This window comes from Lentzea rhizosphaerae (genome assembly GCF_042649515.1).
Lineage (GTDB): Bacteria > Actinomycetota > Actinomycetes > Mycobacteriales > Pseudonocardiaceae > Lentzea > Lentzea aerocolonigenes.
The window spans coordinates 416,204-442,691 of the sequence record NZ_JBHRZI010000011.1 but is presented as its reverse complement, the minus strand read 5'-3'; the positions used below and the strand labels follow the sequence as shown (position 1 = coordinate 442,691).

Genomic DNA, 26,488 nt, shown 5'->3' with positions numbered 1-26,488 from the left:
TGCCGAAGCCTAGGACCCGCCCAACGCGTCACGCGACCGCGTTTCGGGCCTGCGCGCGAACGGCAGCGGCGGCGACTCCGGTGCGTCGACCTCCAGCAGTCCCGCCGCGATCGCCACGGCCCGGTCCCACTCCGGATCCGACGTGTAGTCCGAGTGCGCCGACACCCCGGACCGCCACCGCCGTCCGGGGAACGGGCCGCGCTGCGGGTCCGGCAACCAGTGGTCGCCGCCCAGCACCAACGCCCCCGTCGGCCCGCGCAACGCCGGTGCCAGCGCGCCCTCCGAGCCGTCCGGGCGGTAGCCGACGCCGAGCAGCATCCCGTCGAACACCTGCCGCCGCCACGTCATCACCGCGCCGCCCAACGGGTCCGTGCCGCGGCACAGCGCGCGCCACCGCCCGTCGAGACCTCCGGACAACCGGGCCAGGGAAGCGTGCGGCACCACCGCCGGGAACGCCCGCGGGTACGCCCACTGCAGCTGCGAGCCCGCCGTCACCAGACCGATCCGTTCGCGGTCGTGCGACGGCAGTTCCTCCAGCAACCTGGCAGCCGCGACGGCGACCAGCAGCGAGCCCTGCGAATGTCCACAGAGGACCACGCGGGTGCCGGGGTCGCGCAGGTGGTCCTGCACGCGGGCGACCAGCTCCGGCACGACCTTCAGCGCGTAGCAGGGCGGCACGATCGGGTGCGCCTCGCGCGGCCAGAACTGCGCGATGTCCGCGATGATGCCGAGCCGCCGTCCGGACTCGGGCTGCCGCGCCGCCAGATAAACGGCCCGCAGCAACGACACCGCGAGCAGGCCGAGCACGCCGACGCCGAACGCCGAGAACGGCGCGATCCACGTGGCAGGCGGCACGTTGCGGATCCGCAGGACCGTCGCCACCACCGCGCCGACCACCAGCACGGACGCGATGATCAGGATCATGTGATGGCCGTGGTTGCGTTCCCAACGCGCCCACCACCACGCGCGCGTCGCCGCGCGGAGGTCGCGCATCCGGCCGGAGTGCAGCAACGACGCCTCACGCGCCCACACCTTGCCCTTGCGGAACGCCCGCCACCGCACCGCGCCGGTGAACGACGCCACCGCGAACGTGCTCAGCAGCCCCAACGCGCCCGCCACACCCCACAACAGGGTGATGTAGTCGTAGCCGACGGGCAGGTGCAGGTCACTTCCCAACGCCTTGCGCACCGGCAGCGCGACCCCGGCACCGAACCCGCCACCGAGCAGTCCGGCGATCGCCAGCACGGGCGCGGAGAACCAGCCACCGGCCCACGGCCGCAGCTCGCGGGGCAGCGCGGCCCACGTCCTGCGCGCCAGCAGTGCGGCGGGCAGCAGCATCAGCCCGAACAGCACCAGCACGAACGCCATCAGCAACGCCACGACCTGCACGGTCACGTCCGCGCCCGGCACCCGCAACGGCAGCTGCTCCAGCAACCCGAGCGTCGTGAGCATCAGCAACACCGCCAACGCCAACAACGCACGACGAGGCTTCTTGCCGAGAGCGGCCCGCAGCCACCGTCCGCCGCGATGGGGCGCACCGCCCGTCGGGTCGTCCAGCAGCAGTACACCGAGCACGGACACACCGATGAACACGAGCGCGACGACCCACGCGACCGTGATCGCCACGCCCATCCCTCCGGTGGCCGTGAGCTGCTTCAACGGTCCACCGAGCGCGATCAGCGACGTCACCGCGAGCGCCGCCACGACGTGCAGCGATCGCAGCGCCGGCGTGTCGGGGTCGGTCGCGACGTGCGCGCCGGGCAGTCCGGACGAGGGCTGCTGGTCCTTGTCCTCCGCGTCGGCGATCTCCTTGCGCTCGATCCGCCAGTCGACGTGCGAGACCCGCCGCATCACCGCGATGACGGCGACGATCGGCAGCAGTCCCAGGAAAGTCCGAAACCAAGGAAGAGCACGCACATCGGCCGGAATGCTGGTCAGGCAAGGCTTACCCGGCCGCAGACACTGGGCCGCCAGCAGATCGAGGCTCACCACGGAGATCTGCGCGACCAGCAACGCCGTGAGCAGCAGCGCGAACACCCGCAGCAACGATCGCAGGCCGATGCCGAGCAGGTGAGCGGGCAGGTTGCGCTCGGGGACGGGAGGCAGCATCCAGTGCGCGACGTTCGCGATGCTGAACGGGAAGAGCAGCGCCCACGTGGCCTTGGCCACACCGCCGGACGTCATTCCACCCCACAGGTACCCCTCCACCACGCGGGGGATGGGCCGCCCCTCCGTCTGCAGCACGGGACCGGGTGCCGGCCTGCGAAGTCTGTCCGCCGGACGCACGATGCGCCCGAGTCCGTCTCCCGCAACGTCCACGGCCGCGACGGCGTCGACGAGCGTCTGCGGCGTCGTTCCTTGCACGCCGTGCACCCTCAGCTCGACGACACGTGTGTCCGGGCCCGCGATCAACACCCGAGACCTCCCTCACCCGAAGTAGGGGTCATAGTGGTGCATCAACGGGCGGTATGGTCGGAAGACACCCTTCACTGAAGTGCCCTGGAGGACTTCTCAATGACCGCGGACCGCTTGCAGACCCGCAACGGCATCGACTTCGCAGTGGCCGACCTGTCACTCCACGAGTTCGGTCGCAAGGAGATCCGTCTGGCGGAGCACGAGATGCCCGGCCTGATGGCGTTCCGCCGCGAGTACTCCGGGGTGTACCCGCTCAAGGGTGCGCGTGTTTCGGGCTCGCTGCACATGACGATCCAGACCGCTGTGCTCATCGAGACCCTGGTCGACCTGGGCGCCGAGGTGCGCTGGGCCTCCTGCAACATCTTCTCGACGCAGGACCACGCGGCCGCGGCCGTCGTCGTCGGCCCGTACGGCACGGAGGAGGAGCCCAAGGGCATCCCGTGCTTCGCGTGGAAGGGCGAGACGCTCGAGGAGTACTGGTGGACGGCCGAGCAGATGCTCACCTGGCCGGACGGCAAGGGCCCGAACATGATCCTGGACGACGGCGGCGACGCGACGCTGCTGGTCCACAAGGGCGTCCAGTACGAAGCAGCCGGTGTCGTCCCGAACGCCGAGGACAACGACCCGGAAGAGTGGAAGATCGTCCTCGAGACGCTCCGCAACTCGCTGGCCCAGGACGGCAAGAAGTGGACGAACATCGCCGCCGGCATCCGCGGCGTCACCGAGGAGACGACCACGGGCGTCATGCGCCTGTACCAGCTCGCCGCCGCCGGTGAGCTGCTCTTCCCGGCCATCAACGTCAACGACGCCGTGACGAAGTCGAAGTTCGACAACCGCTACGGCATCCGCCACTCGCTGATCGACGGCATCAACCGCGGCACCGACGTCCTGATCGGCGGCAAGGTCGCGGTCGTCTGCGGCTACGGCGACGTCGGCAAGGGCGCTGCGGAGTCCCTGCGCGGCCAGGGTGCCCGCGTGATCGTCACCGAGATCGACCCGATCTGCGCCCTCCAGGCCGCCATGGACGGCTACGACGTCCAGCGCCTCGAGGACGTCCTGGACCGCGCCGACATCATCATCACCACGACCGGCAACAAGGACGTCGTGATGGTCGAGCACATGGCGAACATGAAGCACCAGGCGATCGTCGGCAACATCGGCCACTTCGACAACGAGATCGACATGGCCGGCCTCGCCCGCTACCCCGGCATCCGCCGCAACAACATCAAGCCGCAGGTCGACGAGTGGGTTTTCCCGAACGGCCGCACGATCATCGTGCTGTCCGAGGGCCGCCTGCTGAACCTCGGCAACGCGACGGGCCACCCGTCGTTCGTCATGTCGAACTCCTTCTCGAACCAGGTGATCGCGCAGATCGAGCTGTTCACCAAGCACGAGGAGTACGACAACGAGGTCTACCGCCTGCCCAAGGTGCTGGACGAGAAGGTCGCGCGCATCCACCTGGAGGCGCTGGGCGGCAAGCTCACCAAGCTGACCAAGGACCAGGCCGAGTACATCGACGTGGACGTCGAGGGCCCGTTCAAGGCGGACCACTACCGCTACTGAGTTCGCGATGAACGGCGCTTTTGTCCACTTCAGGTGGACAAAAGCGCCGTTCATCCGTGTCGCCGTCTTACTGCTCACAGACTGCTAGCGTGCAGGATAGTGAGCCAGCCGAGTTCCTGAGGTTCGCCGTCCGTCAGATAGCTCTTCCCGGTCCGGCGGTACTTCACGTTCTTGCTGCCTTCGGACACGCCGGTCGTCGCGACCGACCCCTCTTTCTTCAGCACGGTGAGCCAACGGCGGACCGTGCCATCCGGTGACGCACCGCTGCTGATCGTGGTTTCCCAGGGGCCTCCCGCGCGTGCCGCGGGAGGCCCCCTGTTTCATGTGCGTCGTGGGATTCTTCGGCACTTACGCGTTTGAGCACGGCCAGTGGAAGACGCTGTCCGAGGGCGAGCTGCCGCCGCTCGACGAGCCGTCGCTGTGGATCGACATCCACGACAGCGACATCACCTCGGTCGTCTACGCGCCGGCCGGCCCCGGCACCGGTGTCGCGTACCTCGGGCTGACGCCGCGCACCTACTTCGAGAACCCGAACGCGTCCGACCCCACGGACGTGCTTCGCGAGGCGGCGGGGCTGGCCGCGTGGTGGGCCCTGAACAACTCGGGCGATGTCACGGCCAAGCAGGCCGAGATCCTCGGTTACCTGGCTGAGGACGAGGACCCGGACGACTTCTCGGTGGAGGACGAACAGGACGTCGAGGACGTCGACGTGTTCGTCGAGATCAAGACGGCGCGGTTCCTGGAGGCGCTGGACCTGCCGCTGCCGGTCGAGCTCAGCCGGTAATGGGGTTCTTCGGCACGTACGCGTTCGAGCACGGCCGGTGGATCACCCTGCCGGAGGCCGAGCGGCCGCCGCTGGTGGAGCCGTTCCTGTGGATGAACATCCTCAACAGCGACTTCACCGAGGTCGTCTACGCGCCCGCCGGGCCTGGGACCGGCGTGGCGTATCTCGGCCAGACCCCGCGCGCCTACTTCGGTTACCCCGAGGCCTCCGCACCCACGGATCCAGATCGCGAGGCGGAGGGGCTGGCCGCCTGGTCCGGGCGTGCCGCGGCGGAGATCCGCGGCTACCTGGCCGAGGACGACCCCGAGGACACTTGGCTGGGCAAGTCGGGGAACGACGACCCCGCCGAGTGGTTGGTCGAGATCAAAACGGCGCGGTTGCTGACGGCGCTGGGCCTGCCGCTGCCTACCGAGCTCCGATGAACCCCTGCCAGGCCTCGACGCTGAACTTCAGCTCGGGGCCGGCGGTGTTCTTCGAGTCACGGACGCGCACGACCTGGGCGAACGCCACCTCGACGCACTCGTTGCCCGCGTCCGCGTTACCGCTGTAGCTGCTCTTACGCCAGGTGCAGTCTCCGGCCATTGAGGTCCTCCCGCGATCGGCTGGCGAGATCCGCCACCATCGATCGCGATTGTTCCTCACTGAGTGCCAGCGCATCCAGATGCGCGAAGATCGACTTGCACGTCTTGACTCCGGCCAGGTCCTGAACGAACACCATCGCGAGGTCGGATTCCGTGTAGGCGACGCTGCTGCGCTTCTCGTACTCCCACAGCACGTATGGAGCCGCGAAAACTCCTGCTGGGCCACTTGAAGCCGGCACGATCCGGATGATGTGGGTGTGGAAGAGCAGCCTCATGAGCTGGTCTTCCATGATCGCATCACTACCGACCTTGAGCCGCAGGGCGTTCTCGTGGATGAAGAAGGTGCACAGCGGGCGATTCGGCCGACTTAGGATCGCCTGCCGTTCCACCCGGAAGCGAACAGCCGCCGCGATCTCGTCCCGAGCGATCGTGCCAGCCTCGAAGTGCGCTGTTGCGTAGTCCTCGGTCTGCACCAAGCCAGGAATGGTCGTCAGGCTGTAGCTGGTGATCTTGTCGGCGCTCGACTCGGCCATCGTTACTGTCCGCAGGTTGGTGGGGACCTGCACGAAGTAGTCGTCGAACGCGGACCGGTATCGGCTCAGGAAGTCCTCGATGAACTTCTGACTGCGGCCGCACCTGCCGAGGTATTGGATCAGGTCGATCTCGCTCGCCCGCACCTTGCCGTGCTCGATGTTGGAGACCTTCCCCGGATCCCACCCGAGCATCCGGGCGATCTTCCGCGAGCGGAAGGTCGTGAAGCGCTCCCGCACCTGTCGCAGCTCATCACCCAGGTCACGGCTGTACGGAGTGGACGGATCGCCGTTCATGGATTCGACGTTAGGCGATGGAGGAAAAACAACAGCGTGCCCAAACGGGTGGAATTACGCTGAGATTCGTGAACGAGTTCGGTTTCGCGGTGGAGACGCACGACGTCTGGTCGTGCGATGCCATCGTGCCGTTGGTCGACGGTACGCCGCTCACCGACCTGATCGACGCCTTCGAGGCGCGTGCCACCATGAAGCCCGCCGGCGAGATGTACGGCGGCTTCATCGCCGACGTGCGGGACGCCGACTCGTTCCGGCCGGGCAAGAGCCGGATCGTGCTCGCCTGTTCGTGCGGCGACACCGGTTGCTGGCCGTTGCTCGCGGACATCGGCGTCGACGGCGACACGATCGTCTGGGACGGGTTCCGCCAGCCGCGCCGGAAGGACCGCGACTACAGCGGCTTCGGGCCGTTCCGGTTCGATCGCGCGCAGTACGGGAAAGCCCTCTCGGAACTCGGTTGACGTGCGGGTTTTACTGGCCTGGTGCGGACGACCATCATCAAGAAGACCCTGCGCGTGCCCCAGTCGGACGGCGCCGCGGGCGATGGCGGCGCGACCGCCAGACAGCTCGACGCCGCGCTGCTCAAAGTCGGGTTCAAGGCCTCGCGCGAGCTGCTCGAACACGTCTCCGGCACCGCTGATGCCGTGGAGTACTCCCACGAGATCGTCCGGGCGGTCAAGGAGCTCGTCGGCGCGCAGGCCCAGCACAACCCGTACTTCAGGGACTTCCCGCGCAACGTGCCGGACACCGTCGAGTTCTGGCTGGAGTGCATCGGGGACGTCGCCGAGTTCACCGGCAACCTCCTCGACCTGCCGAAGTACGGCCGCGTCCAGCACACGTACGAGGAGATGCTCGCAGCGCACGACGACCTGATCCCGTCCCTGAAGGACCGCGTCACCGTCCTGCACCTCGGCGGCACCCTCGACGACGAGATCACCCGCCTGTACCTGGAGCTCGCCGCGAGCCCGATTCCGCTCGGTGAGGCCGACCGGGCGTTGCTCGGCGAGCTCGCCACGCAGCGCCTCGACCTCGCCTCGGGAGACGTTCCGACCAGGGAGAACCGCGCGATCCTCAACGCCGCGCGCCTCGTCGCGCAGCGGCCGCTGACGGGGACCGACACGGTGACGGACGTGCTGCGCCTGGCGAGCGAGGCGTCCGGCGGTGACGTCACGCTGAGGGAGCCCACCCGCTTCCGGTCCTTCCGCAGGGCCGAGCGCCGGGCGTTGCTCGCCGCGTTGAACGAGGTGGCGCCGAGCAAGTTCGGCGACGTCCACCAGCACCGCGAGGCGTGGAAGCGGCTGGGGGAGCGGCTGCACCCGCACGAGTACCCGTTCGAGCACGCTCAGGACGTGTTCGCGGTGGCGCGCAAGGAGAAGACCGTCCGGTCGTTCGCGGGTCAGGTGGAGGTCGCGTTCGCGGACGGCGATGCCGACCTCGCGCTGCGCATCCTCGCGAAGGCGCCCGGCATGTTGTTGCGTCAGGTGGACCGGCTGGTCAGGCACGGCGCCTCGAACGTCGAGGAAGCCGTCCGAGCCGCCGCGCCCGACGTGTCCGGCCGCGTGCTGGTGTCGGTGCTGGAACACCTGGCGAACCGCGAAAAGCCGGACGCGGCAAGGGTGTTCGCGAATCGCGGCCGCAAGGTGTGGATCGAGGACGACACCCGCCCGCCGCTCGACCCCGCGGCCGTCGCCGCGATCACCGCGGTCGTCGAGGACGAACTGGTGCGCAGACTGCCGGACTTCTCCGAGCTGGTCGTCGACCCGGAGGTCCTCGACGTCGTCGTGCCGATGTCCGGCACGGCCACTGAGGACGGCTTCGGGGTGCTGCCACGCGGGTCGAAGCTGTGGTTCGAAGGCGATGTCCTGCGGTTCTTCGTGCACTGGCGGCAGCGCGTCAAGCGGACCGACTACGACCTGTCCGCGGCGCTGCTCAACGAGAACTTCGAGTTCAAGGGGCACGTGTCGTGGACGTGGCTCAAGCGCAAGGGCGCCTACTACTCGGGTGACGTCACGGAGGCCCCGGACGGTGCCACGGAGTTCATCGACCTGCACGCAGACGCGTTGCACGCGAAGTACGTGGTGCCGCAGGTGAACATCTACTCGGGAGAGGGGTTCGACGACGTCGCCGAGTCGATGTTCGGGTTCATGAGCCGCGACCGCGACCAGATGGGCAAGCCGTTCGAGCCGAGCACGGTCCGGGCGCGTTCAGCCATGCGCGGCAAGGGAAAGGTGGCGTTGCCGGTGATGTTCGAACGGGAGGGCGACAGCTGGTTCGGCACCTGGCTGCACCTCTACCTGCGCGGCACGTCGTGGGGCAACCGGGTCGAGCAGAACCGCGACCTGACGAAGCTGATCGCATCGGCGGCGTTGCACCGCAAGTACTTCACCGTGCGCAAGCTGGCGGAACTGTTCGGGCGCAAGGGTTCCACATCGGACGCTCCGATCGTCCACATCGGACTTTCGCAGGCGGAGACCGGCGGTGTCACCACTGTCGCCCAGCTGGGAAACATGCTGTCGGACTGAGGGTTTCACTGCTACCGTTGCAGCCGCGAGGCCATGAGAGAGCTTCCTGCTAATTCTGGGCCCGGTCTGGCCTTCGGGCCGCCGGTTTTAGCCTTCTCGCTTCCCTCCGGCGACGTGTGTCCGCGGACTGCGCGGACCATGTCGGTCGCCGTGTCTTCTGGGGGACGACCCCCAGACCCCCGAGGTTCGGGCGTTTCCCGCCCTCACGAAACCCTTCGCCGGCGGTGCGGGGGGGCTCACGACCACTCGACGGCGATGCCCGCGATTCCCGGCCCCACGTCGCCGAAGTACGCGCTGACGACCCCGCCGAGCCCGCACACCAGCTCCTCGACGTCGACCGGCGTGGCGTCGGCCGAGGCGCGGAACTGCTTCATGCAGCGCGCGGGCATCGCGCGCCGGTGGAACGACAGCTGCACGAGGTACGAGCCGCACATCTCGCGAAACGTCCGGTGGTGTCCCTGCGTGGCGCTGCCGGTGTCGTCGACGATCGTGAAGCTGAAGACGTGCTCCTCACCGGCCGCGAGCCGCCGGTCGAACAGCATTTCCACCGCCAGTTTGCGGGAAGCGCTTTCTCGGCGCAGCCGCCCCTGCCGGCAGCCTTCGCCGGCTCTGACCAAGGCGTTCTCGATCAGCGCTCCCTCGTCGCCGTGGTGCACCGCCAGGTACCGGTCCGGACCTTGGCGCACCGCGCGCACGACCAGCCGTGTGGTGATGGAGCGCTGTTCGCGGTGCATGCCGATCTGGACCGTGTCGTGCACGGACAGCACTTCGAGCTCCGCGTTGCCGCGCGCGGCCTCCGGGACGGAGTCGAACGACGCGAGCAGTGGTGCGGGCTCCGGCCAGGTCGCCACCGGCCGTGGTGCGTAGGTGTTGGCCGTGCGCGGTCCGATGAGGTCCAACAAGGACGACGGCGGTAGGCGTAGCACCGACTCCAGCGCGCGCACCGTGCTGATGGCACGCGGTACCTCGGGATGGCGCAGACCCCGTTGCCAGTAGGAGAGAGTCGACTGGCCTACCTGGACACCGAGTTGTTCGAGGTGAGCGCGCAGCCTGGCGAGCGAGAGGCCCCGGTGGGCGATCGCCTCGCGCAGTGCGCGGTGGAACGGCCCGTAGCGCAGCGTCTCGGCGAGCGGGGTCGGCAGACCCCCGGTCGGGTTACCGATCGGTTCGTCGACCGACCCGGCGTGCCCGGATTCCGCGGCCACCGCGGCACCTACCCTTCACACACGCGCCGTGTGACTGTTCACCGTAGTCACTCGTTCTGGTGATCGAAAGATCGGATTTCGCCCGTGTGGGGGACGTGGAACGGCCGTGTGAGTGGCGGAACGGTGTGGAGTTAGGGTTCGCGGCGTGGGAAAGCTCGTCGTGATCGAAGGCCTGGACGGGGCCGGCAAGCGCACGCTCGCCAACGGGTTGACCGAGGCGCTGAGTGCTCAGGGCAGGACCGTGGCCACTCACGCGTTCCCGCGCTACGGCCAGAGCGTGCACGCTGACCTGGTCCGCGACGGCCTGTACGGCAGGCTCGGCGACCTCAGCGACTCCGTGTACGGCATGGCCGTGCTGTACGCGCTGGACCGGCGCGGTGCGGCCGACGAGATCCGCAAGGACCTCGAGGAGCACGACGTGGTCCTGCTCGACCGCTATGTCGCGTCCAGTGCCGCCTACAGCGCTGCCCGCCTCCACCAGGACGAGAACGGCGAGTTCGTCCGATGGGTGTACGAGTTGGAGATCGAACGGTTCGGGCTGCCCGTTCCCGATCTTCACCTGCTGCTGCGCGTGCCCGTGGAGGTCGCGGCCGAACGAGCCGCGCAACGCGAGCAAGACGACTACTCGCGTGCGAGGGACCTCTACGAGTCCGATGGCTCGTTGCAGGCTCGGTGCGGAATCGTTTACGACGGATTGGCGAAGATCAACTGGCTGGCCCCGTGGCAAGTGGTCGACGGGCGGTCAAACGTGAACTTTTCGTCCCTTTTGGGACGACTCTTCACTCCTTGAGTGGTCGCTCACGTGTGTACCGGTTGACACGATCGTGTGTCCGGTACGTCACTGTGAGTGTATAGGAGATCACGATTTGAAGCGTGTTCTGCAGCGCCCCCCGGTCGGTGTAGCTCGTACGGCTGTCCTGATCGCTGCCGCCCGCGCACAGGAACAAGGTCATCTCCGCCGCCTCTTCGACGACCCCCTGGCCGCAGGACTCGTGGAGGCCGCCGGCTCCGCGAGCGACCTGAACGGCGTCCGCACCCTCGCAGGCGACCACTTCGTCCTGCGCACCCGGTACTTCGACGACGAGCTCCTCGCCGCGGCCAAACCCCAGGTCGTGATCATGGCGGCGGGCCTCGACACCAGGGCGTTCCGGCTGCAGTGGCCGCCGGGCACAACAGTCTTCGAGCTCGACCTGCCCGAGCTCGTCGGGTTCAAGGAAGACGCCCTGCACGACTTACGTGCTCAACCCCTGTGCGAACGGACCGTCGTCCCGTGCGACCTGCGCGACGACTGGGCGACAGCGCTGATCCGCGCGGGGTTCGACCCGAAGAGGCCCACGGCATGGCTGCTGGAGGGCCTCTTCATGTTTCTGCCGCCGGACGCCGGTGAGCAGGTCATGTACCTGGTGAGCGCGCTGTCGACCCGCGGCAGCACGCTCGCGCTCGAACACGTCAACCGCGAGTTCCGCGAGTTGCCGCAGATGAGAGCCGTGCACGAGCGGTTCGGCACGATGAACGCGCGCTGGCAGTCCGACGTGGAGGACCCGGTCGAGTGGCTCGGCGGCCACGGCTGGCACGCCACCGTGACGCACCAGATCGACCTCGCCGCCCGGCACGGCCGCGCGGTCCCGGCGATCACCGATCCGCGGAAGGTGGGTGACGCGCGCATCTGGCTGGCCTCCGCCGTCCGCACGGCCTGACAACTCCAGGTAACGAAAGGTGACCGTCGTGCGGATAACCCGGCGACGAGCAGGCCGAATCGGGCGAGGTGGGGCACGTGGAGCGAGGGTTCCAGCCGGTTACCGAACGAGCGCACATCGCCACCAGCGGCAACGGAACATGGGCGGTGCGCGAACGCGCGACCGGCAGTGCGACGATATTGAGTATGAAGGCACGCGTGCTCGTCGTCGATGACGACCCCGCCCTGGCGGAGATGCTGACGATCGTGTTGCGCGGGGAGGGCTTCGACACCGCGGTGGTCGCCGACGGTGCCCGTGCCCTGCCCGCGCTGCGCGAGCTCAAGCCCGACCTCGTGCTGCTCGACCTGATGTTGCCGGGCATGAACGGCATCGACGTCTGCAAGGCGATCAGGTCCGAGTCGGGCGTGCCGATCGTGATGCTCACCGCGAAGAGCGACACGGTCGACGTGGTGCTGGGCCTCGAGTCCGGCGCGGACGACTACGTCGTCAAGCCGTTCAAGCCGAAGGAGCTGGTGGCCCGCATCCGGGCGCGCCTGCGCCGCACCGAGGCCGAGCCGTCCGAGGTGCTGCAGATCGGCGATCTCACCATCGACGTCCCCGGCCACGAGGTGCTGCGCGAGGGCAGGCCGATCCAGCTCACGCCGCTGGAGTTCGACCTCCTCGTCGCACTGGCCCGCAAGCCGCGTCAGGTGTTCACCCGCGAGGTGCTGCTGGAGCAGGTGTGGGGTTACCGCCACGCCGCCGACACGCGCCTGGTGAACGTGCACGTGCAGCGGCTGCGTTCCAAGGTCGAACGGGACCCGGAGCACCCCGAGGTGGTGTTGACTGTCCGAGGTGTCGGGTACAAGGCCGGCCCTCCGTGACAGGTGGCGTATGAAGTTCGTTGGACCGGTCGTCGCGAAGGCGCAGTTCCTCGTCGAGGAAGCGCGGAAGCGATGGGCCGCGTTTGGTGATCTGTGGCGTCGTTCGCTGCAGTTGCGCGTGGTCGTGTCCACGCTCGCGCTGTCGTCCGCCGTGGTGTTCGTGCTGGGCATGGTGCTGCAGATGCAGATCACCAACCAGCTGCTGAACACCAAGGACGAGGCGGCGGTGCGCCAGGCCATGGCCTCGCGCAACCTGATCCAGTCCGACCTGGTCGGCCTGAACCCCGGCCCGGACAGCGTGCAGACGCGGTTCACGAGCGCGATCAACAAGCTCGCCGTCGGTGGCACCGGAACGGACGCCACGACGGCGGGCGCCGGCGCGTTCGAACCCGTGCTGGCCGACGGGCTGGGTTCGAGCGGTGCCGGGCGCGTGCCGTCCGTCGGTCCGCTGGAGGACGTTCCGCGCGCCCTGCGCGAGATGGTCGAGAACGGCGACGAGGGCACCCAGATCCACACGGTGCAGCGCGGCAACACGCCGACCACGTTGTTCGTCGTGGGCCTGCCGATGAGCACGTCCGCCCGTTCGATGCAGCTGTACCTGATCTTCCCGCTGACCTCCGAGCAGCGCACCGCCGAGGTGGTGCAGTCGACGCTCGTGGTCGGCGGCATCGTGCTGCTGATCCTGCTCGCGCTGATCGCGAACCTCGTGACGCGCCAGGTCGTGCGCCCGGTGCGGCAGGCCGCCGAGGTCGCGGAACGGTTCGCGGACGGCACCCTGCACGAACGCATGCACGTCGTCGGCGAGGACGACGTGGCGCGCCTGGCCGAGTCGTTCAACGAGATGGCCGAGTCGATCCAGGCCCAGTTCAAGCAGCTGGAGGAGTTCGGCCAGCTGCAACGCCGGTTCACCTCGGACGTCTCGCACGAGCTGCGCACGCCGTTGACGACGGTGCGCATGGCCGCGGACGTCCTGCACGCCTCACGTGAACAGTTCCCCGCAGGCCTCGCGCGCTCGACGGAGCTGCTGGTCGACGAGCTCGACAGGTTCGAGTCGCTGCTGGGCGACCTGCTGGAGATCTCGCGGCTGGACGCCGGTGTCGAGGAGCTGACCGCCGACCAGGTCGACATTCGCGTGCTGGCGCGCCGTGCGCACGACTCGGTGCGCGCGATCTCGACGAGCGCGGGTTCGCCGGTCGTGCTGGACCTGCCGGATTCCGAGCTCGTCGCCGAGCTGGATTCCCGTCGCGTGGAACGGATTCTGCGCAACCTGCTGGCGAACGCCATCGACCACGGCGAGGGCCAGCCGGTCGAGCTGACCATGCGCGGCAACGAGAACGCGGTCGCGATCACCGTGCGGGACCACGGAGTCGGTCTGCGGCAAGGTGAGGCCGAGCTGGTGTTCAGCCGCTTCTGGCGCGCCGACCCGTCCCGCAACCGCCGCACCGGCGGCACTGGCCTGGGCCTGTCGATCTCGCTGGAGGACGCCCGCCTGCACGGCGGCTGGCTGGAGGCGTGGGGCGAGCCCGGCCACGGCGCCGTGTTCCGCCTGACGTTGCCCCGCCGACACGGCGAGGAACTGCGCGAGAGCCCGTTGCCGCTCGCGCCCGCGATCGAGCTCGCACCCGTTGCGGTGGTGGAGGAACCGGTCGTGCACACCGAACCGGACGAGGTCGAGCTGACGCCGGAGGAGATCACCTGGCAGCCCGCCGAGCCCGTGGACGGACCCGCCAAGGACGAGGTTTCGGAGGAAGTGCGGTGAAACGGCTGGCTGTGCTGGCGCTCGTCCTCGTGACCCTGTCCGGGTGCGCCGCGATCCCGACGAACACGCAGCCGAAGCCGATCGGCCCCAAGGACAGCAAGACGACGAACACCGTCACCGCTCCCGAGCCGCGGCAGAACCTCGACCCGATCACGCTCGTGCGCGACTTCATCGACGCGACCTCGAACCCGGACCGCGACTTCGCGGCCGCCCGCGCCTACCTGACGCCGGAAGCGGACAAGAAGTGGGACACCAAGAACCCCACGATCATCGAGACCGCGTTCGCGACCGTGCCGACGCCCCTGGGGCCGCAGGACAAGACGACAACCGTTCTGCTGCAGGGCAAGTACGTCGGCCGCCTGGGCAACGACAACTCGTTCGTGCCGCGGCTCGACGACCTCAAGCAGATGCTGAAGCTCGAGCGCAACAACGAGAACCAGTGGCGGATCTCCGAACCGCCGCCGGGCGTGTACATGCCGCAGAACCTGTTCAACAGCAACTACCGCCGCGTGACGCTGTACTTCTACAACCGCGAGTTCAGCGTCCTCGTGCCGGACCCGCGCTACGTCGTGATCCCGCCCGCCACGAGCATCCCGACGCGCGTGACGGAGCTGCTGATCAAGGGCCCCGGTGACGCGGTGCGCGACACGTTGGTGAGCGCTCTGGGCCCGGACACCGACGTCTTCTCGGAGACGAAGGAGGCCGACGACGGCGCGCTGGAGGTCAACCTCACCAAGGTGGGCAAGGACCTCACGCCCGAGAAGAGCAAGCAGATCGTGGCCCAGGTCGTGAAGTCGTACTCCGGCGTCACCACGTCCCGCGTGCGAGTGCTGGTCGACGGCCAGCAGATCCTCCCGGACCAACGCGACTACCGGCCGTCCGACGTCTCGGCCACCGCGGGCGAGTCGTTGCTGGCCCTGAACGCGAACCTCCAGGGCATGCTCGTGGTGGACGGCTCGATCCGCTCCCTCACCGACGGCAACCCGATCAAGGGCCCAGCAGGCGCCGGCGCGTACGGCGCGGTGTCGGCGGCCCAGTCCCTCGACGGCTCACGTCTGGCCGTGGTGTACCGAGCGGGCGGCGGAATGCGCCTGCGCGTCGGCGAGCTGGAACAGGAACTGTCCGAAGTGGACCAGCGTGCGACCACTTTGTCGAGGCCGACCTGGCTGCTCTCCAGCGGCCCGAAGGAACCGGGAGCCGAGGTGTGGACCGTCGTGGACGGCGCCTCCGTGTCCCGCGTGACCCGTTCCGACAACGGCAGCTGGACCGCCAAGGGCGTCAACATCACCGAGATCTCCCCGTTCGGCGCCATCAGCGAACTGCGCCTGTCCCGCGACGGCACGCGCGCGGCTCTGGTGATCGCCGGTCGGTTGTACGTGGCGTCGGTGGTGCGCCACGACCAGGACGTGGCGCTGCGCTCGCCGCGGCAGATCCAGCCGTCGACGCTCGGGTCGTCCGTGCAGTCGATCGACTGGTTGTCGCAGGACGTGCTGGTGGTTTCGTCTTCGTTGACCGCGTTGCCGGTTACCAAGGTTTATGCGGACGGGTACAAGTTGGACCGGTACAGCCAGTCGAACCTCACCGTGCCGGTCGGGTCGGTGGCTGCGGCGCCGGCTCGGCAGGTTCAGGTGATCGATCCTTCCGGGTTGTGGTCGGCTTCGGACATCACTGATGTTTGGAGGGCCAGCGGGATTCGGGTTTCGGCTGGGGCGTTGGTGTTTTATCCGGGGTGATTTGGGCTCTGGGGGCGTTCCCTGGGGTGCGTTGGCGGGTGCCTGTTGCGTAGGTGGTTGCGTTGGCGACGGGACCCCACCGCCGGGCCCGCTTGCTCAGGGCGTGGGCGGGCTCGCCATGCCGCCGCTGCTTGCCTACTGCGGTCCCGGCCTCGCGCCCTACTGCGGCCTCGCCGACGTCAGCGCCACCACCGCGTGCGTCCGCACCCCGGCCCGCCGCAACGCCCGCACACAAGCGGCCGCCGTCGCCCCGGTCGTGATCACGTCGTCCAGCAGGACCGTCGTCCCCGGCGGAGGCCGCCCGCAAACCTCGACCCGCCCCTCCAAATTCCGGCGGCGTGCCCCAGCGCTCAACCCGACGGAGTCGACCACCCCGGGCGCGAGCCTCAGCACCGGTGCCACCGCCGCGATCTCCACGGCACGCGCCACCCTCAGCATGTGGTCGCCCCCGCGCACCCTTGCGGCGCTCACACGAGATGGCGCTGGGACCAGCGTCCACGGTGCGGAGCCCACCGAGGCCAGCGCGGCTGCCACCATCGCGCCGAACCACGCTGAGAGGGCTCGTGCGCCCCGTTCCTTGAAGGCGAGCACCAGTTCCCTTGCGGGGCCGTGATAGGCGGCGAGCGTCCACACTGGCGGGCCGACACCGGGGACCTTGACGGCGTTGGGTGGTCCGAAGGAGTCGAGGCACGCCGCGCAGCACGTGGCGCCGCGGCGGCCGCAGCCGGCGCAAGAAGACGGCAGGAGCAGGTCGAGTGCTGTCATGGCACCAGGATGGCGGCGGGGTCTGACAAAAAATGGGCGAGGACTTTCGGCACCGCCCACAAGGGTGAAGTTCGTGTTGCGTTGTCGATCACCAACGCCCACGACCACGACCGGAAACCTGTGCTCGGCAGCACTTCTGTGACGACGCCCCAAGATCCGGTTACTCGTTTCGACCCGTTTGTCCCAACGACTGTTGAGGCGAGGTTTCAGAACTGAGACGTCCGCACGTTGGTCGCCGCGGCGCCACCGCGGCGTCCGCCACCCACGAGCGCGCAGGCCACGCCGGGCCCGTGGAGCGCGCCCCCCGGAAGTTAACGACTATTCACATCTGGATCTGACCAGCGGTTATTACCGCATTAGCCGCTGATGGTGATCAACGGTCTTGTCCGGTATTGGGCGAAATCGGCCGTTCAGCCCGGCGTGACTGGGTCGTGATCGGGCGGCGGAACCGATCGGTTCACTCGCAAGAAGTGCCGTTCGGTCCCGCGAAGTGGATCGGAATCGATCTCTTCGAAGTTTCGGGAACATGACGCGCGGGTCGGCCGTTGGCTGGGTATGAGGCCGCGACTGGGACCGTTCGACGCAGCGAAGCTGCCGTCGAGTGCCGGGTCGCGGCTGCGCCGTACGGGTGAGCGACATGCCGGTGAACCTGGTTCGTGGCACGCTCGGGACACGACTCGCAACGCGCTGTCGTCGCGCTGCGTAGTCACCAAAAAATCTGCGCGTTCCCCCGGCAAGGGGGCTTACGCGACGGTGAATCCCAAGCTAACGTGCACCGCTATCAGCGTTCCCGGCCCGCGGGGAGGAGGCGAACAGCCCATGACCCTGGCGCCGTGAGAGCTGAGGGAGACGACCCTCTGCGACACATCTGCGATCCATGATCGCCACGGCGCTCTGAATGCAGTCCAGCCATAGCTCGCAGCAAAGCGAGGGAGGTCGTGTATGGACATCGTCGTTAAGGGCCGCAACGTCGAGGTGCCCGATCACTACAGGGTGCACGTCGCCGAAAAGCTGGCCCGGCTTGAGCGCTACGACCGCAAGGTCATCCGCTTCGACGTGGAGCTTTTCCACGAGCCGAACCGCCGACAGTCGAAGAACTGCCAGCGGGTCGAAATCACCGGCAAGGGACGTGGACCTGTGGTCCGTTCCGAAGCCTGCGCGGGTGACTTCTACGCCGCGCTCGATTCTGCGGTCGCGAAGCTCGAGAACCGTCTGCGTCGGTCGCACGACCGCAGGCGCGTCCACCACGGGGCGCGGGCCCCGATCTCGGTGGCCGAAGCGACAAGCGGACTGGGGGAGATCCCGTCCGCCGGCGAAAGCATGACGTCGCGCCGCGCGAAGACCGCGGTGCTCGACGCACCCGAGGCCGACTACGAGGGCATGGCGGAAGTGCCCGCGCAGCGTTGGGAAGAGGGCCTCGAAGACAAGTTGCCCGGACGCGTCGTACGCGAAAAGGAGCACGCCGCCAAACCGATGACCGTCGACCAGGCCCTCTACGAGATGGAGCTGGTCGGACACGACTTCTACCTGTTCGCCGACACCGAATGCGGGCGCCCGAGTGTCGTCTACCGCCGGAAGGGATTCGACTACGGCGTGATCAGGCTGGCCTGATCCGCTGACCCCGTTCCTTCAACCGCCGCCGCCCCGCACCCCTCGCGTGCGGGGCGGCGGCGCGCGTCTGTCGCGGCGCGGTGTCCGAGCGCTGTGTGCCCAGGTCGGCGGCCTGCGTCTACCGCCACCCGGCCTCATTCCTCACCCGGACGTTCACCGTCAAGGTGAATCTCGTCCGACCAGGAACCTTCACGCGGGCCTCATGCGTTCACCACAGCAGTAGCCGAAGATGGCGGCACACCCCCGCAGACGGCACCTGACCTGCCCATACCAGGTCAGGCGACCCAATCCGCCTGTGTCTGTGCACACATCTTGGCGACTTGCCTACGATGGGCAGGGGAAAGGCGTCCGACGTGGGCGCGCCGCGATACAGGTGATGAGGTCTATCCAGATGGTGCTGTCCCGACTGCTCCGCTCCGGCGAGGGCAAGATGCTCAAGCGCCTCCGCAACATCGCACACGCCATCAACGGGCTGGAAGATGACGTGGTCGACCTCTCCGACGCCGAGTTGCGCGCCAAGACCGACGAGTTCAAGAAACGCCACGCCGAGGGCGAGTCCCTGGACGAGCTGCTGCCCGAGGCGTTCGCCGTCGCCCGCGAGGCCGCGAAGCGCACCCTGGGTCAGCGCCCCTACGACGTGCAGCTGATGGGTGGCGCCGCGCTGCACCTCGGGCAGATCTCCGAGATGCGCACCGGTGAGGGCAAGACCCTCACCTCGGTCATGCCGGTCTACCTCAACGCCATCGCCGGCAAGGGCGTTCACGTCATCACCACGAACGACTACCTGGCCAAGCGCGACGCGGACTGGATGGGCCGCGTGCACCGCTTCCTCGGCATGTCCGTCGGCGCGATCCTCTCCGAGATGACGCCCGAGCAGCGCCGTGTGGCGTACAACTCGGACATCACCTACGGCACGAACAACGAGTTCGGCTTCGACTACCTGCGCGACAACATGGCGTGGAGCCTGGACGAGTGCGTGCAGCGCGGCCACTACTTCGCGATCGTCGACGAGGTCGACTCGATCCTCATCGACGAGGCCCGCACGCCGCTGATCATCTCCGGCCCCGCCGAGCAGTCGGCGCGCTGGTACACGGAGTTCGCCCGACTCGCCCCGCGGATGCGCGGCATCGACGTCACGACGCTCTCGCAGAAGGAGCGCCTCGAGGTCGTCGAGGAGAAGTCGAAGTCGTACCACTACCAGTACGACGAGAAGAAGCGCACGATCGCCGTCACCGAGCTCGGTGTCGAGTTCATCGAGGACCAGCTCGGCATCGACAACCTGTACGAGGCCGCGAACACGCCGTTGGTGGGCTACCTGAACAACGCCCTCAAGGCGAAGGAGCTCTACAACCGCGACAAGGACTACATCGTCCGCAACGGTGAAGTCATGATCGTCGACGAGTTCACGGGCCGCGTGCTCGCCGGTCGCCGCTACAACGAGGGCATGCACCAGGCGATCGAGGCCAAGGAAGGTGTCGAGATCAAGGCGGAGAACCAGACTCTCGCCACGATCACGCTGCAGAACTACTTCCGCCTCTACGAGAAGCTCGGCGGCATGACCGGTACCGCCGAGACCGAGGCGGCCGAGTTCCACCAGACCTACAAGCTGGGTGTCGTCCCGATCCCGACGAACCGCCCGCCGCAGCGCAAGGACCAGCCCGACCTCGTCTACAAGACCGAGGAGGCCAAGTTCGACGCGGTGGCGGACGACATCGCCGAGAAGCACGAGAAGGGTCAGCCGGTCCTGATCGGCACGACGAGCGTCGAGCGCTCCGAGTACCTGTCGAAGCTGTTGCTGCGCAGGGGTATCCCGCACGAGGTGCTGAACGCGAAGCACCACGACCGCGAGGCGCTGATCATCGCGAAGGCCGGCCGCAAGGGTGCCGTCACGGTCGCCACGAACATGGCCGGTCGCGGTACGGACATCGTGCTGGGCGGCAACCCGGACATCATCGCGGACCACGAGCTGCGCGAGCGCGGCCTCGACCCGGTGGAGACGCCGGAGGAGTACGAAGAGGCCTGGGCCAAGGTCGTCGAGGAGCTGACGATCCAGGGCAAGGCGGAGGCCGACGAGGTCCGCGAGGCCGGTGGTCTCTACGTGCTCGGCACCGAGCGCCACGAGTCGCGCCGCATCGACAACCAGCTCCGCGGTCGTACCGGCCGTCAGGGCGACCCCGGTGAGTCGCGCTTCTACCTGTCGCTGCAGGACGAGCTGATGCGCCGCTTCAACGCGTCCATGGTCGAGATGGTCATGACGCGCCTGAACGTGCCGGACGACGTGCCGATCGAGCACAAGATGGTCACCCGCGCGATCCGCAGCGCGCAGACCCAGGTCGAGCAGCAGAACTTCGAGATCCGCAAGAACGTCCTCAAGTACGACGAGGTCATGAACCGCCAGCGCACGGTGATCTACGCCGAGCGCCACCGCGTTCTCGCCGGCGAAGACCTGAAGGAACAGGTCGAGCACATGATCCAGAGCGTCGTCGAGGAGTACGTCAACGGCGCCACGGCCGACGGCTACGCCGAGGACTGGGACTTCGAGAAGCTCTGGACCGCTCTCAAGACGCTGTACCCGGTGACGCTGGACGCGAAGGAGCTCCTCGAGTCCGACGAGGACATCACGCGCGAGTACCTGCGCGACCTCCTCGTCGAGGACGCGATGAACGCCTACCGCGCGCGCGAGGCCGACATCGACGGCCGCGTCGGCGAGGGCGCGACCCGTGAGCTGGAGCGTCGCGTCCTGCTGTCCGTGCTGGACCGCAAGTGGCGTGAGCACCTCTACGAGATGGACTACTTGAAGGAGGGCATCGGCCTGCGCGCCATGGCGCAGCGCGACCCTCTCATCGAGTACCAGCGCGAGGGCTTCGACATGTTCAACGCGATGCTCGACGCGTTGAAGGAAGAGGTCGTCGGCTTCCTGTTCAACCTCCAGGTCGAAGCGGCCGAGCCGGAGCCCGCCCAGCCCGAGGTCCCCGTGACCCTGAGCGCGGCGCCGCAGGCCCTTCCGCAGGTGCAGCCGCAGGGCGGTGGCGCCCGTGCCCGCGCTCGGGCAGCGGCCGCCGCGCAGCAGCAGGCCCAGCAGCAGGCCGAGGCCCCCGCCGGCCCGGCGATGGCCCAGCTGGCCAGCGGCAACGCGATCCCGCCCGCCCTGCGCGGCAAGGGTCTCGGTGGCCCCGGCCAGCAGCACCTGAGCTACAGCGGCCCGGCCGAGGACGGCGGCGTCGAGCAGCACGGCGAGCCGAACGGCGCCGGCGGCCAGCAGGGCGGCGGCACCCGCAAGGAGCGCCGCGAGGCAGCCCGTCAGGCGGCGAAGAACCAGCGCAAGCACCGCTGACCGCAGTTGCAGTCCGCACGCGGGGCCCTTTCGTGCGTTCCAAGTGAACGAAAGGTCCCCGCGTGCACTTCAAAAATGCGAAACCGGCTCACTCCAGGACGGTGAACGCGGTGAAGTGCCAGCGGTCGTCGGTGTGCTCGGCGCGTGCCGCGACTGCCAGCACCCGTTCGTCCCTGCGGATGGTCACGGCGATCTCGGCGGCGAACTGCGACGGGTGACAGACCCGAGGTGGCCGCAGCATGCGGGTCGTTCGCGAGCGGACCAGCAGACCCAGCCGGGTCGCCAGCCCAGGCGTGGCCACCTCGCGCAACAACCGCCCCGGCCGGCGTCCGTCCAGCACCTCCAGGACCACGCCGACCAGCCGGACGGCGTCGAGCGCGGGCGACGGCGGATCCGGCACCGGCACCCGGACCGGCCGGGGATGCGGTCGCAGGCGTGGCCGGGGAATGACCACCGCACCGGCCGGAGGCTCGTAGGCGGGCAGGCGCCGGACAACTGGGGGCATGCCGAACCAGGCGCGCCGACGTGGTGATCAGGACATCCGGCACCCGAAAGTGGGTACCGTCCAGAACGTGCTGAAAGCCCTGGTGCTCGACTACGGCGGCGTCCTGACCGATCCCGGCGAGGACAACCCGGCGGAACCGCCGTTGCTCACCGCCCTCAGGAAGGCCAAGGAACACGGCCTGAAGACGGCCCTGCTGTCCAACGCGGACGGTTGGTGGCAGCCACCGGCGGCCTTCGCGGGCCTCTTCGACGCCGCGATCCTCTCCGGCGAGGTCGGCCTGGCGAAGCCGGAGATCGAGATCTACCTGCTGACGGCCGCGAAGCTGGACCTCGAACCGGACGAGTGCGTCTTCGTCGACGACCTCGCGATCAACGTCAGGGGAGCGGCGCAGGCGGGCATGGTCGGTGTCCACCATCGGTCGACACGGTCCACCCTCGAGGAACTGGAGATCCTGCTAGCGATCGCGCTCCGCGATTGAGGGTTCACCCCGCAGCGTAATTGCTCGCTATTCGGCCGCGCACTACCGTCCATTGTGCACGCAGTCGAATGCATAGGGGAGAAAATGCGAAGAATTGTCGCTTGCGTTGCAGTCGCCATTGCAGCCACGGCAATTGCAGCACCCGCACAAGCGTACGAACGTGGTTGCTACGAGGAATTCCTGAGGGACGGGCGCAGTGTCGAGGTCTACTGCGACCAGGGCAGGCCGGGCCGCTTCCGCGCGGTCGCCCACTGTTCGAACGGCCTGGGGTTCTGGGACCAGTACGGCAGCATCGGCCGGGTCAGGGGCTCGTCGTCGGTCGCGATGTGCACGTCACTGCTGGGGTTCCCCCGCGTGGACGGCTACCACGTCTACTGGATGTCCGACTGAGCGCGCCGCACGAGCTCGAAGCAGAGCACGGCCGCCGCTGAAGCGACGTTGAGCGATTCCACGCCCGCCGCCATCGGAATCGAGAGCCACGACGTGATGTGCGGCCGCACGTCGTCGGTGATTCCCGACGTCTCGCTGCCGAGCACGAAAGCGGCGCGTTCGCCGAACGTGGCGGAATAAATCGTGTCGGACGCGTGGGAATCCAACGCGTAAAGCGGGTAGCCGGACGCTCGCAACAAAGCCGAGGCCTCCGCCGCGGTGCCGCAGCGCAGCACGGGCGCGCGGAAAGCCACCCCGGCGGAGGCCTTCACCACGAGAGGGTCGATCGAGGCGACGCCACGCCGCGGCACGACGATGCCGTCGATGCCCGCGGCCGTCGCCGTCCGCAGGATCATGCCGACGTTCGCGGGCGTCGTGATGCCGTCGAGCACCAGCACGGACCGGAGTGTGCCTTCTTCGAGTGCCAGCGCGAGCGGCTTCATGCGCGGCGCCACGACGTCGGCCAGCACGCCCTGGTCCTGCTTGCCGTTGCCCGCCAGCACCTTCACCCGCTGAGCCGTCGCACGCTGCACCTGCACACCACGCGAACGGGCCGCGTCGAGAATCTCGCGCGCCGCCGGGCCGCGGGCGGTGTCGGCGAGCACCACCTTGTCGACCGACAGTGCCGGGTCGTCGAGCGCCTCCAGCACGGGCTTGCGGCCGTAGACGGTGACGAAGCGGTCCTTGGGCGAGATCTCCACAGCAAGAGGGTGACAGAGCCTCGTACGCCCGGCTCAAACGGGTGAAGAGCTCGACTAGAGCCGTTCGGCCCTTGTGCTTTGGATCATATGCATGATGATCGTCACATGACGGCAGGTATGCGCAGCGTCGCGCAACGTCAACACCTCGCGAGCGGCCAGGACTCGGACGTGTTCATCCGGTCCGACGGGCTGCTCGTCAAGCGCACCCGCACCGGCCGTGACCTGCGGCGCGAGGCCGAGATGATGACGTACCTGAGCGGCCACGGCATCCCCGTTCCGCGCGTGCACGAGGCGACCGCCGACGAGCTCGTCATGCAGTACGTGCCCGGTCCGCGGATGTCCGAGGAGATCGGCCGCAAGCCGTGGCTCGCCGGGCAGCTCGGCCGTGAGCTCGCGGACCTGCACCGCCGCCTCGACGTCATCGCGGCGCCGGACTTCCTGAGCGGCGAGGGCAACCTGCTGCACCTCGACCTGCACCCCGGCAACGTCGTCCTCGGCCCGGAAGGCCCTGTCGTGCTCGACTGGGCGTCCGCGACGAAGGGCGATCGCCGGCTCGACGTCGCGCTCAGCTGGGTGTCGCTCGCCGTCGCCCGTCTCGCGCCGGTCATGAAGCTGACGCGGTGGCGGTTCCTCAGGTCGTTCATGGCCGATGTGGACCCGAGGGTGCTCGAAGCGATCCCGGAGGCCGCGCGCATCCGTCTCGAACGTCACGACCGTGATCCCGCCGAGCGCGCCGCACTTCAGAAGTTGATGGATCGCAAACGCCACTAGGCTGGGTGCATGCCGGACCGACTGTCAGCGCTGGACGCCTCGTTCCTGTACCTGGAGGACTCCACGACGCCGATGCACGTCGGTGGCGTGGCGGTGTTCCGCCGGCCCAAGGCTGGCTTCGACTACGACAAGCTCGTCGACCTCATCGAGCAACGACTGAGCCTCGTGCCGCGCTACCGGCAGAAGGTCGTGCACGTCCCGGGACGCATCGCCCGCCCGGTCTGGGTCGACGACCCGGACTTCGACGTCACGTACCACGTGCGCAGGTCGGCGTTGCCCAAGCCGGGCAACGACACCCAGCTGCACGACCTGGTCGCGCGCCTGATGTCGCGGCCGCTCGACCATTCCCGTCCACTGTGGGAGATCTACCTGGTCGAGGGCCTCGCGAAGAACCAGACCGCGGTCATCACCAAGACCCACCAGGCCATGATCGACGGCATCGCGTCGCTGGAGATCGGCCAGGTCATGCTGGACGTGTCGCCGTCGCCGCGCACCAACGTCGAGAACCTCTGGATGCCGCAGCCGGAACCCGGCGCGTTGCAGCTCGTGGCGGACGCGGTCACCGACATCGTGCACAGCCCCGGTGAGCTGGTCGAGAACGTCCGCAGCGCCGCGCTCGACACCGTCGCGACGGTCGAGAAGGTCTTCAACGCGTTCGGCGTCCTCGCGTCGGCAGTGCGCACCGCCGCCACCCCGGCACCCGGTTCCCCGCTGAACGTCCGCATCACCTCGCCGCAGCGCCGGTTCGCCGTCGCCCGCGCCCAGCTCGACGACCTGCGCGCCATCCGCAAGGCCCACGGCGGCACCGTCAACGACGTGGTGCTCGCGGCTCTGTCCGGTGCGCTGCGCAACTGGCTGCTCAGCCGCGGCGAGAACGTCACCGGCAGCACCACGATCCGTGCGATGGCACCTCTCTCGGTGCGCGACGCAGACCCGGACTCGGGCAACAACGTGAGCGCCTACCTCGTGGACCTGCCGGTCGGCGAACCGAACCCGGTGGTGCGCCTGCACCACGTGTCGCACGCGATGCGAGCACACAAGGAATCGGGCCAGTCCGTCGCGGCCGACGCGCTGGTGAGGGTCTCCGGCTTCGCGCCACCGACGCTGCACGCCCTCGGCGCACGAGCGGCCTCGTCGTTCTCGCGCCGACTGTTCAACGTGATCGTCACCAACGTTCCCGGCCCGCAGGTGCCGTTGTACGCGGCGGGCGCGAGAATGACCGAGATCTTCCCCGTTGTCCCGCTCGCCAAGAACCAGGCGCTGGCCATCGGGGTCACGTCGTACGACGGCGGTGTTTACTTCGGGCTGAACGGCGACCGCGACGCCATGTCCGATGTGGACGTTCTCGCGACCATGGTCGAGGAGTCGGTGGAGGAACTGATGGGGACGGCGAGCGCGTCATGAGGGTCTACATCCCGGCCACGGTGTCGATGCTGCGGACGTTCGTCGACAGCGGCGAACTGACTCCGATCGGCGGCACGGCGTTCGCCCTGACGCCCGCCCTGCGCGAGTCCTACGCGGCAGGCGACACGGAGGAACTGGAGTACGCCGCGATGCTGGACGCGGCCCGCGCTTCGTTGCGACTGCTGGCAGGCGACGAGAAGGCCGAGCCGCGGCGCGCGGTGGTCGCTGTCGACATGGACGACGTGACGTTGCGCCCCGACCTGGACTTCTCGGTGGTGAAGGTCGCCGGCTCGGTGACGATGAAGGCCGTCGCGTCGGTGCACCTCGACACGGCCGAGGCCGAAGAGGACGTGCGGGCGGCGGCGGACGTGGTGGACGCGGCGGACCTCGGTGACCCGGATGCGGAGTTCGCGCTGGGGAGCGCGGAGGACCACGAGCTGGCCTGGTACGCGCCGCAGGAGCTCGCGTTCGTGCTGGAGCTGATGTAGCCCGGCCGGGCCGCCGCTACACCGGCCAGATCTGGACGAGCCACTGTTCGAGGCCT

At 68.5% G+C, this 26,488-nt stretch carries 25 protein-coding genes; 17 read left to right on the top strand and 8 right to left on the bottom strand.

The genetic code is table 11. From position 1 onward, the window contains the following. Positions 1-9: 9 nt before the first annotated feature. Positions 10-2,415: a hypothetical protein gene (locus tag ACFOWZ_RS09430; protein WP_382371175.1), complete on the bottom strand. Its 2,406-nt coding sequence runs from the start codon at positions 2,413-2,415 to the stop codon at positions 10-12. Positions 2,416-2,514: 99 nt separating this feature from the next. Between ACFOWZ_RS09430 and ahcY the strand changes: the two genes are divergently transcribed. After that, positions 2,515-3,978 (top strand): adenosylhomocysteinase, encoded by a 1,464-nt coding sequence (gene ahcY / locus ACFOWZ_RS09425; protein ID WP_382371173.1) that lies wholly within the window; start codon positions 2,515-2,517, stop codon positions 3,976-3,978. 74 nt (positions 3,979-4,052) lie between these two features. Here ahcY and ACFOWZ_RS09420 read toward each other — a convergent pair whose 3' ends face one another. After that, on the bottom strand, positions 4,053-4,202 hold the full coding sequence (locus tag ACFOWZ_RS09420) for a hypothetical protein (protein WP_382371171.1): 150 nt from the start codon (positions 4,200-4,202) through the stop codon (positions 4,053-4,055). Between the two features lie 107 nt (positions 4,203-4,309). On the opposite strand from ACFOWZ_RS09420, the gene ACFOWZ_RS09415 reads away from it, so the two are divergent. Further along, entirely contained in the window at positions 4,310-4,762 is a 453-nt protein-coding gene (locus tag ACFOWZ_RS09415; protein ID WP_382371169.1) for a hypothetical protein, read from the top strand. Continuing rightward, complete coding sequence (locus ACFOWZ_RS09410) at positions 4,762-5,184, top strand: hypothetical protein (protein WP_382371167.1); 423 nt, start codon at positions 4,762-4,764, stop codon at positions 5,182-5,184. The genes ACFOWZ_RS09415 and ACFOWZ_RS09410 overlap by 1 nt, the downstream gene beginning before the upstream one ends. On the opposite strand, the gene ACFOWZ_RS09405 is transcribed toward ACFOWZ_RS09410, so the two are convergent. Then, a complete protein-coding gene (locus ACFOWZ_RS09405; RefSeq protein ID WP_382371165.1) occupies positions 5,168-5,344 on the bottom strand; it encodes a DUF397 domain-containing protein in 177 nt (58 codons plus the stop codon). The genes ACFOWZ_RS09410 and ACFOWZ_RS09405 overlap by 17 nt on opposite strands. After that, positions 5,319-6,170: a DUF5753 domain-containing protein gene (locus ACFOWZ_RS09400; RefSeq protein ID WP_382371163.1), complete on the bottom strand. Its 852-nt coding sequence runs from the start codon at positions 6,168-6,170 to the stop codon at positions 5,319-5,321. The genes ACFOWZ_RS09405 and ACFOWZ_RS09400 overlap by 26 nt, the downstream gene beginning before the upstream one ends. Before the next feature lie 68 nt (positions 6,171-6,238). Here ACFOWZ_RS09400 and ACFOWZ_RS09395 point away from each other — a divergent pair, with 68 nt between their 5' ends. Then, complete coding sequence (locus ACFOWZ_RS09395; RefSeq protein WP_382371161.1) at positions 6,239-6,628, top strand: hypothetical protein; 390 nt, start codon at positions 6,239-6,241, stop codon at positions 6,626-6,628. Between the two features lie 21 nt (positions 6,629-6,649). Further along, complete coding sequence (locus ACFOWZ_RS09390; protein ID WP_382371159.1) at positions 6,650-8,689, top strand: hypothetical protein; 2,040 nt, start codon at positions 6,650-6,652, stop codon at positions 8,687-8,689. A gap of 236 nt (positions 8,690-8,925) precedes the next feature. Here ACFOWZ_RS09390 and ACFOWZ_RS09385 read toward each other — a convergent pair whose 3' ends face one another. Continuing rightward, positions 8,926-9,894: a hypothetical protein gene (locus ACFOWZ_RS09385; protein WP_382371157.1), complete on the bottom strand. Its 969-nt coding sequence runs from the start codon at positions 9,892-9,894 to the stop codon at positions 8,926-8,928. Positions 9,895-10,039: 145 nt separating this feature from the next. On the opposite strand from ACFOWZ_RS09385, the gene ACFOWZ_RS09380 reads away from it, so the two are divergent. The 5 genes from ACFOWZ_RS09380 (at position 10,040) to ACFOWZ_RS09360 (ending at position 15,946) form a co-directional block, all read left to right on the top strand. After that, complete coding sequence (locus ACFOWZ_RS09380) at positions 10,040-10,684, top strand: dTMP kinase (RefSeq protein ID WP_382371155.1); 645 nt, start codon at positions 10,040-10,042, stop codon at positions 10,682-10,684. Positions 10,685-10,760: 76 nt separating this feature from the next. Further along, positions 10,761-11,591 carry an SAM-dependent methyltransferase gene (locus ACFOWZ_RS09375; protein WP_382371153.1) on the top strand — a complete coding sequence of 277 codons (831 nt, stop codon included), beginning with the start codon at positions 10,761-10,763 and terminating at the stop codon, positions 11,589-11,591. Between the two features lie 185 nt (positions 11,592-11,776). Beyond that, on the top strand, positions 11,777-12,454 hold the full coding sequence (gene mtrA, locus ACFOWZ_RS09370; RefSeq protein ID WP_030471262.1) for an MtrAB system response regulator MtrA: 678 nt from the start codon (positions 11,777-11,779) through the stop codon (positions 12,452-12,454). 10 nt (positions 12,455-12,464) lie between these two features. Further along, positions 12,465-14,213 (top strand): MtrAB system histidine kinase MtrB, encoded by a 1,749-nt coding sequence (gene mtrB, locus ACFOWZ_RS09365; RefSeq protein ID WP_382371150.1) that lies wholly within the window; start codon positions 12,465-12,467, stop codon positions 14,211-14,213. Next, on the top strand, positions 14,210-15,946 hold the full coding sequence (locus tag ACFOWZ_RS09360) for an LpqB family beta-propeller domain-containing protein (protein ID WP_382371148.1): 1,737 nt from the start codon (positions 14,210-14,212) through the stop codon (positions 15,944-15,946). The genes mtrB and ACFOWZ_RS09360 overlap by 4 nt, the downstream gene beginning before the upstream one ends. A 159-nt stretch (positions 15,947-16,105) precedes the next feature. Here ACFOWZ_RS09360 and ACFOWZ_RS09355 read toward each other — a convergent pair whose 3' ends face one another. Continuing rightward, a complete protein-coding gene (locus ACFOWZ_RS09355; protein ID WP_382371146.1) occupies positions 16,106-16,711 on the bottom strand; it encodes a ComF family protein in 606 nt (201 codons plus the stop codon). Positions 16,712-17,653: 942 nt separating this feature from the next. Between ACFOWZ_RS09355 and hpf the strand changes: the two genes are divergently transcribed. Then, positions 17,654-18,322: a ribosome hibernation-promoting factor, HPF/YfiA family gene (gene hpf, locus ACFOWZ_RS09350; RefSeq protein WP_030471266.1), complete on the top strand. Its 669-nt coding sequence runs from the start codon at positions 17,654-17,656 to the stop codon at positions 18,320-18,322. A gap of 391 nt (positions 18,323-18,713) precedes the next feature. Further along, positions 18,714-21,656 (top strand): preprotein translocase subunit SecA, encoded by a 2,943-nt coding sequence (secA, locus tag ACFOWZ_RS09345; RefSeq protein WP_449280278.1) that lies wholly within the window; start codon positions 18,714-18,716, stop codon positions 21,654-21,656. Between the two features lie 88 nt (positions 21,657-21,744). Here secA and ACFOWZ_RS09340 read toward each other — a convergent pair whose 3' ends face one another. Further along, positions 21,745-22,161, bottom strand: a complete 417-nt coding sequence (locus ACFOWZ_RS09340) for an Rv3235 family protein (RefSeq protein ID WP_382371144.1) — start codon at positions 22,159-22,161, stop codon at positions 21,745-21,747. A 67-nt stretch (positions 22,162-22,228) separates the two neighbouring features. Here ACFOWZ_RS09340 and ACFOWZ_RS09335 point away from each other — a divergent pair, with 67 nt between their 5' ends. Continuing rightward, complete coding sequence (locus tag ACFOWZ_RS09335) at positions 22,229-22,639, top strand: HAD-IA family hydrolase (protein WP_382371142.1); 411 nt, start codon at positions 22,229-22,231, stop codon at positions 22,637-22,639. An 84-nt stretch (positions 22,640-22,723) separates the two neighbouring features. After that, positions 22,724-23,029: a hypothetical protein gene (locus tag ACFOWZ_RS09330; RefSeq protein WP_156094197.1), complete on the top strand. Its 306-nt coding sequence runs from the start codon at positions 22,724-22,726 to the stop codon at positions 23,027-23,029. On the opposite strand, the gene ACFOWZ_RS09325 is transcribed toward ACFOWZ_RS09330, so the two are convergent. Then, positions 23,011-23,769 (bottom strand): TrmH family RNA methyltransferase, encoded by a 759-nt coding sequence (locus ACFOWZ_RS09325; RefSeq protein ID WP_382371139.1) that lies wholly within the window; start codon positions 23,767-23,769, stop codon positions 23,011-23,013. The two genes, ACFOWZ_RS09330 and ACFOWZ_RS09325, sit on opposite strands and share 19 nt — an antisense overlap. Positions 23,770-23,874: 105 nt before the next feature. Between ACFOWZ_RS09325 and ACFOWZ_RS09320 the strand changes: the two genes are divergently transcribed. The 3 genes from ACFOWZ_RS09320 to ACFOWZ_RS09310 are packed head-to-tail and all read left to right on the top strand — an operon-like array spanning position 23,875 to position 26,432. Next, positions 23,875-24,540: a phosphotransferase gene (locus tag ACFOWZ_RS09320; RefSeq protein WP_382371137.1), complete on the top strand. Its 666-nt coding sequence runs from the start codon at positions 23,875-23,877 to the stop codon at positions 24,538-24,540. A gap of 9 nt (positions 24,541-24,549) precedes the next feature. Beyond that, positions 24,550-25,944, top strand: a complete 1,395-nt coding sequence (locus ACFOWZ_RS09315) for a WS/DGAT/MGAT family O-acyltransferase (protein ID WP_382371135.1) — start codon at positions 24,550-24,552, stop codon at positions 25,942-25,944. Next, positions 25,941-26,432 carry a DUF6912 family protein gene (locus tag ACFOWZ_RS09310; RefSeq protein ID WP_382371133.1) on the top strand — a complete coding sequence of 164 codons (492 nt, stop codon included), beginning with the start codon at positions 25,941-25,943 and terminating at the stop codon, positions 26,430-26,432. The genes ACFOWZ_RS09315 and ACFOWZ_RS09310 overlap by 4 nt, the downstream gene beginning before the upstream one ends. Positions 26,433-26,488 lie beyond the last annotated feature (56 nt).

Bases quoted from the DNA above. Each gene is read 5' to 3' on its own strand.
- ahcY (WP_382371173.1), top strand. From the start codon at position 2,515: ATGACCGCGGACCGCTTGCAGACCCGCAACGGCATCGACTTCGCAGTG.
- ACFOWZ_RS09410 (WP_382371167.1), top strand. From the start codon at position 4,762: ATGGGGTTCTTCGGCACGTACGCGTTCGAGCACGGCCGGTGGATCACC.
- ACFOWZ_RS09405 (WP_382371165.1), bottom strand. From the start codon at position 5,344: ATGGCCGGAGACTGCACCTGGCGTAAGAGCAGCTACAGCGGTAACGCG.
- ACFOWZ_RS09400 (WP_382371163.1), bottom strand. From the start codon at position 6,170: ATGAACGGCGATCCGTCCACTCCGTACAGCCGTGACCTGGGTGATGAG.
- mtrA (WP_030471262.1), top strand. From the start codon at position 11,777: ATGAAGGCACGCGTGCTCGTCGTCGATGACGACCCCGCCCTGGCGGAG.
- mtrB (WP_382371150.1), top strand. From the start codon at position 12,465: ATGAAGTTCGTTGGACCGGTCGTCGCGAAGGCGCAGTTCCTCGTCGAG.
- ACFOWZ_RS09355 (WP_382371146.1), bottom strand. From the start codon at position 16,711: ATGACAGCACTCGACCTGCTCCTGCCGTCTTCTTGCGCCGGCTGCGGC.
- hpf (WP_030471266.1), top strand. From the start codon at position 17,654: ATGGACATCGTCGTTAAGGGCCGCAACGTCGAGGTGCCCGATCACTAC.
- secA (WP_449280278.1), top strand. From the start codon at position 18,714: ATGGTGCTGTCCCGACTGCTCCGCTCCGGCGAGGGCAAGATGCTCAAG.
- ACFOWZ_RS09340 (WP_382371144.1), bottom strand. From the start codon at position 22,161: ATGCCCCCAGTTGTCCGGCGCCTGCCCGCCTACGAGCCTCCGGCCGGT.
- ACFOWZ_RS09330 (WP_156094197.1), top strand. From the start codon at position 22,724: ATGCGAAGAATTGTCGCTTGCGTTGCAGTCGCCATTGCAGCCACGGCA.
- ACFOWZ_RS09320 (WP_382371137.1), top strand. From the start codon at position 23,875: ATGACGGCAGGTATGCGCAGCGTCGCGCAACGTCAACACCTCGCGAGC.
- ACFOWZ_RS09315 (WP_382371135.1), top strand. From the start codon at position 24,550: ATGCCGGACCGACTGTCAGCGCTGGACGCCTCGTTCCTGTACCTGGAG.
- ACFOWZ_RS09310 (WP_382371133.1), top strand. From the start codon at position 25,941: ATGAGGGTCTACATCCCGGCCACGGTGTCGATGCTGCGGACGTTCGTC.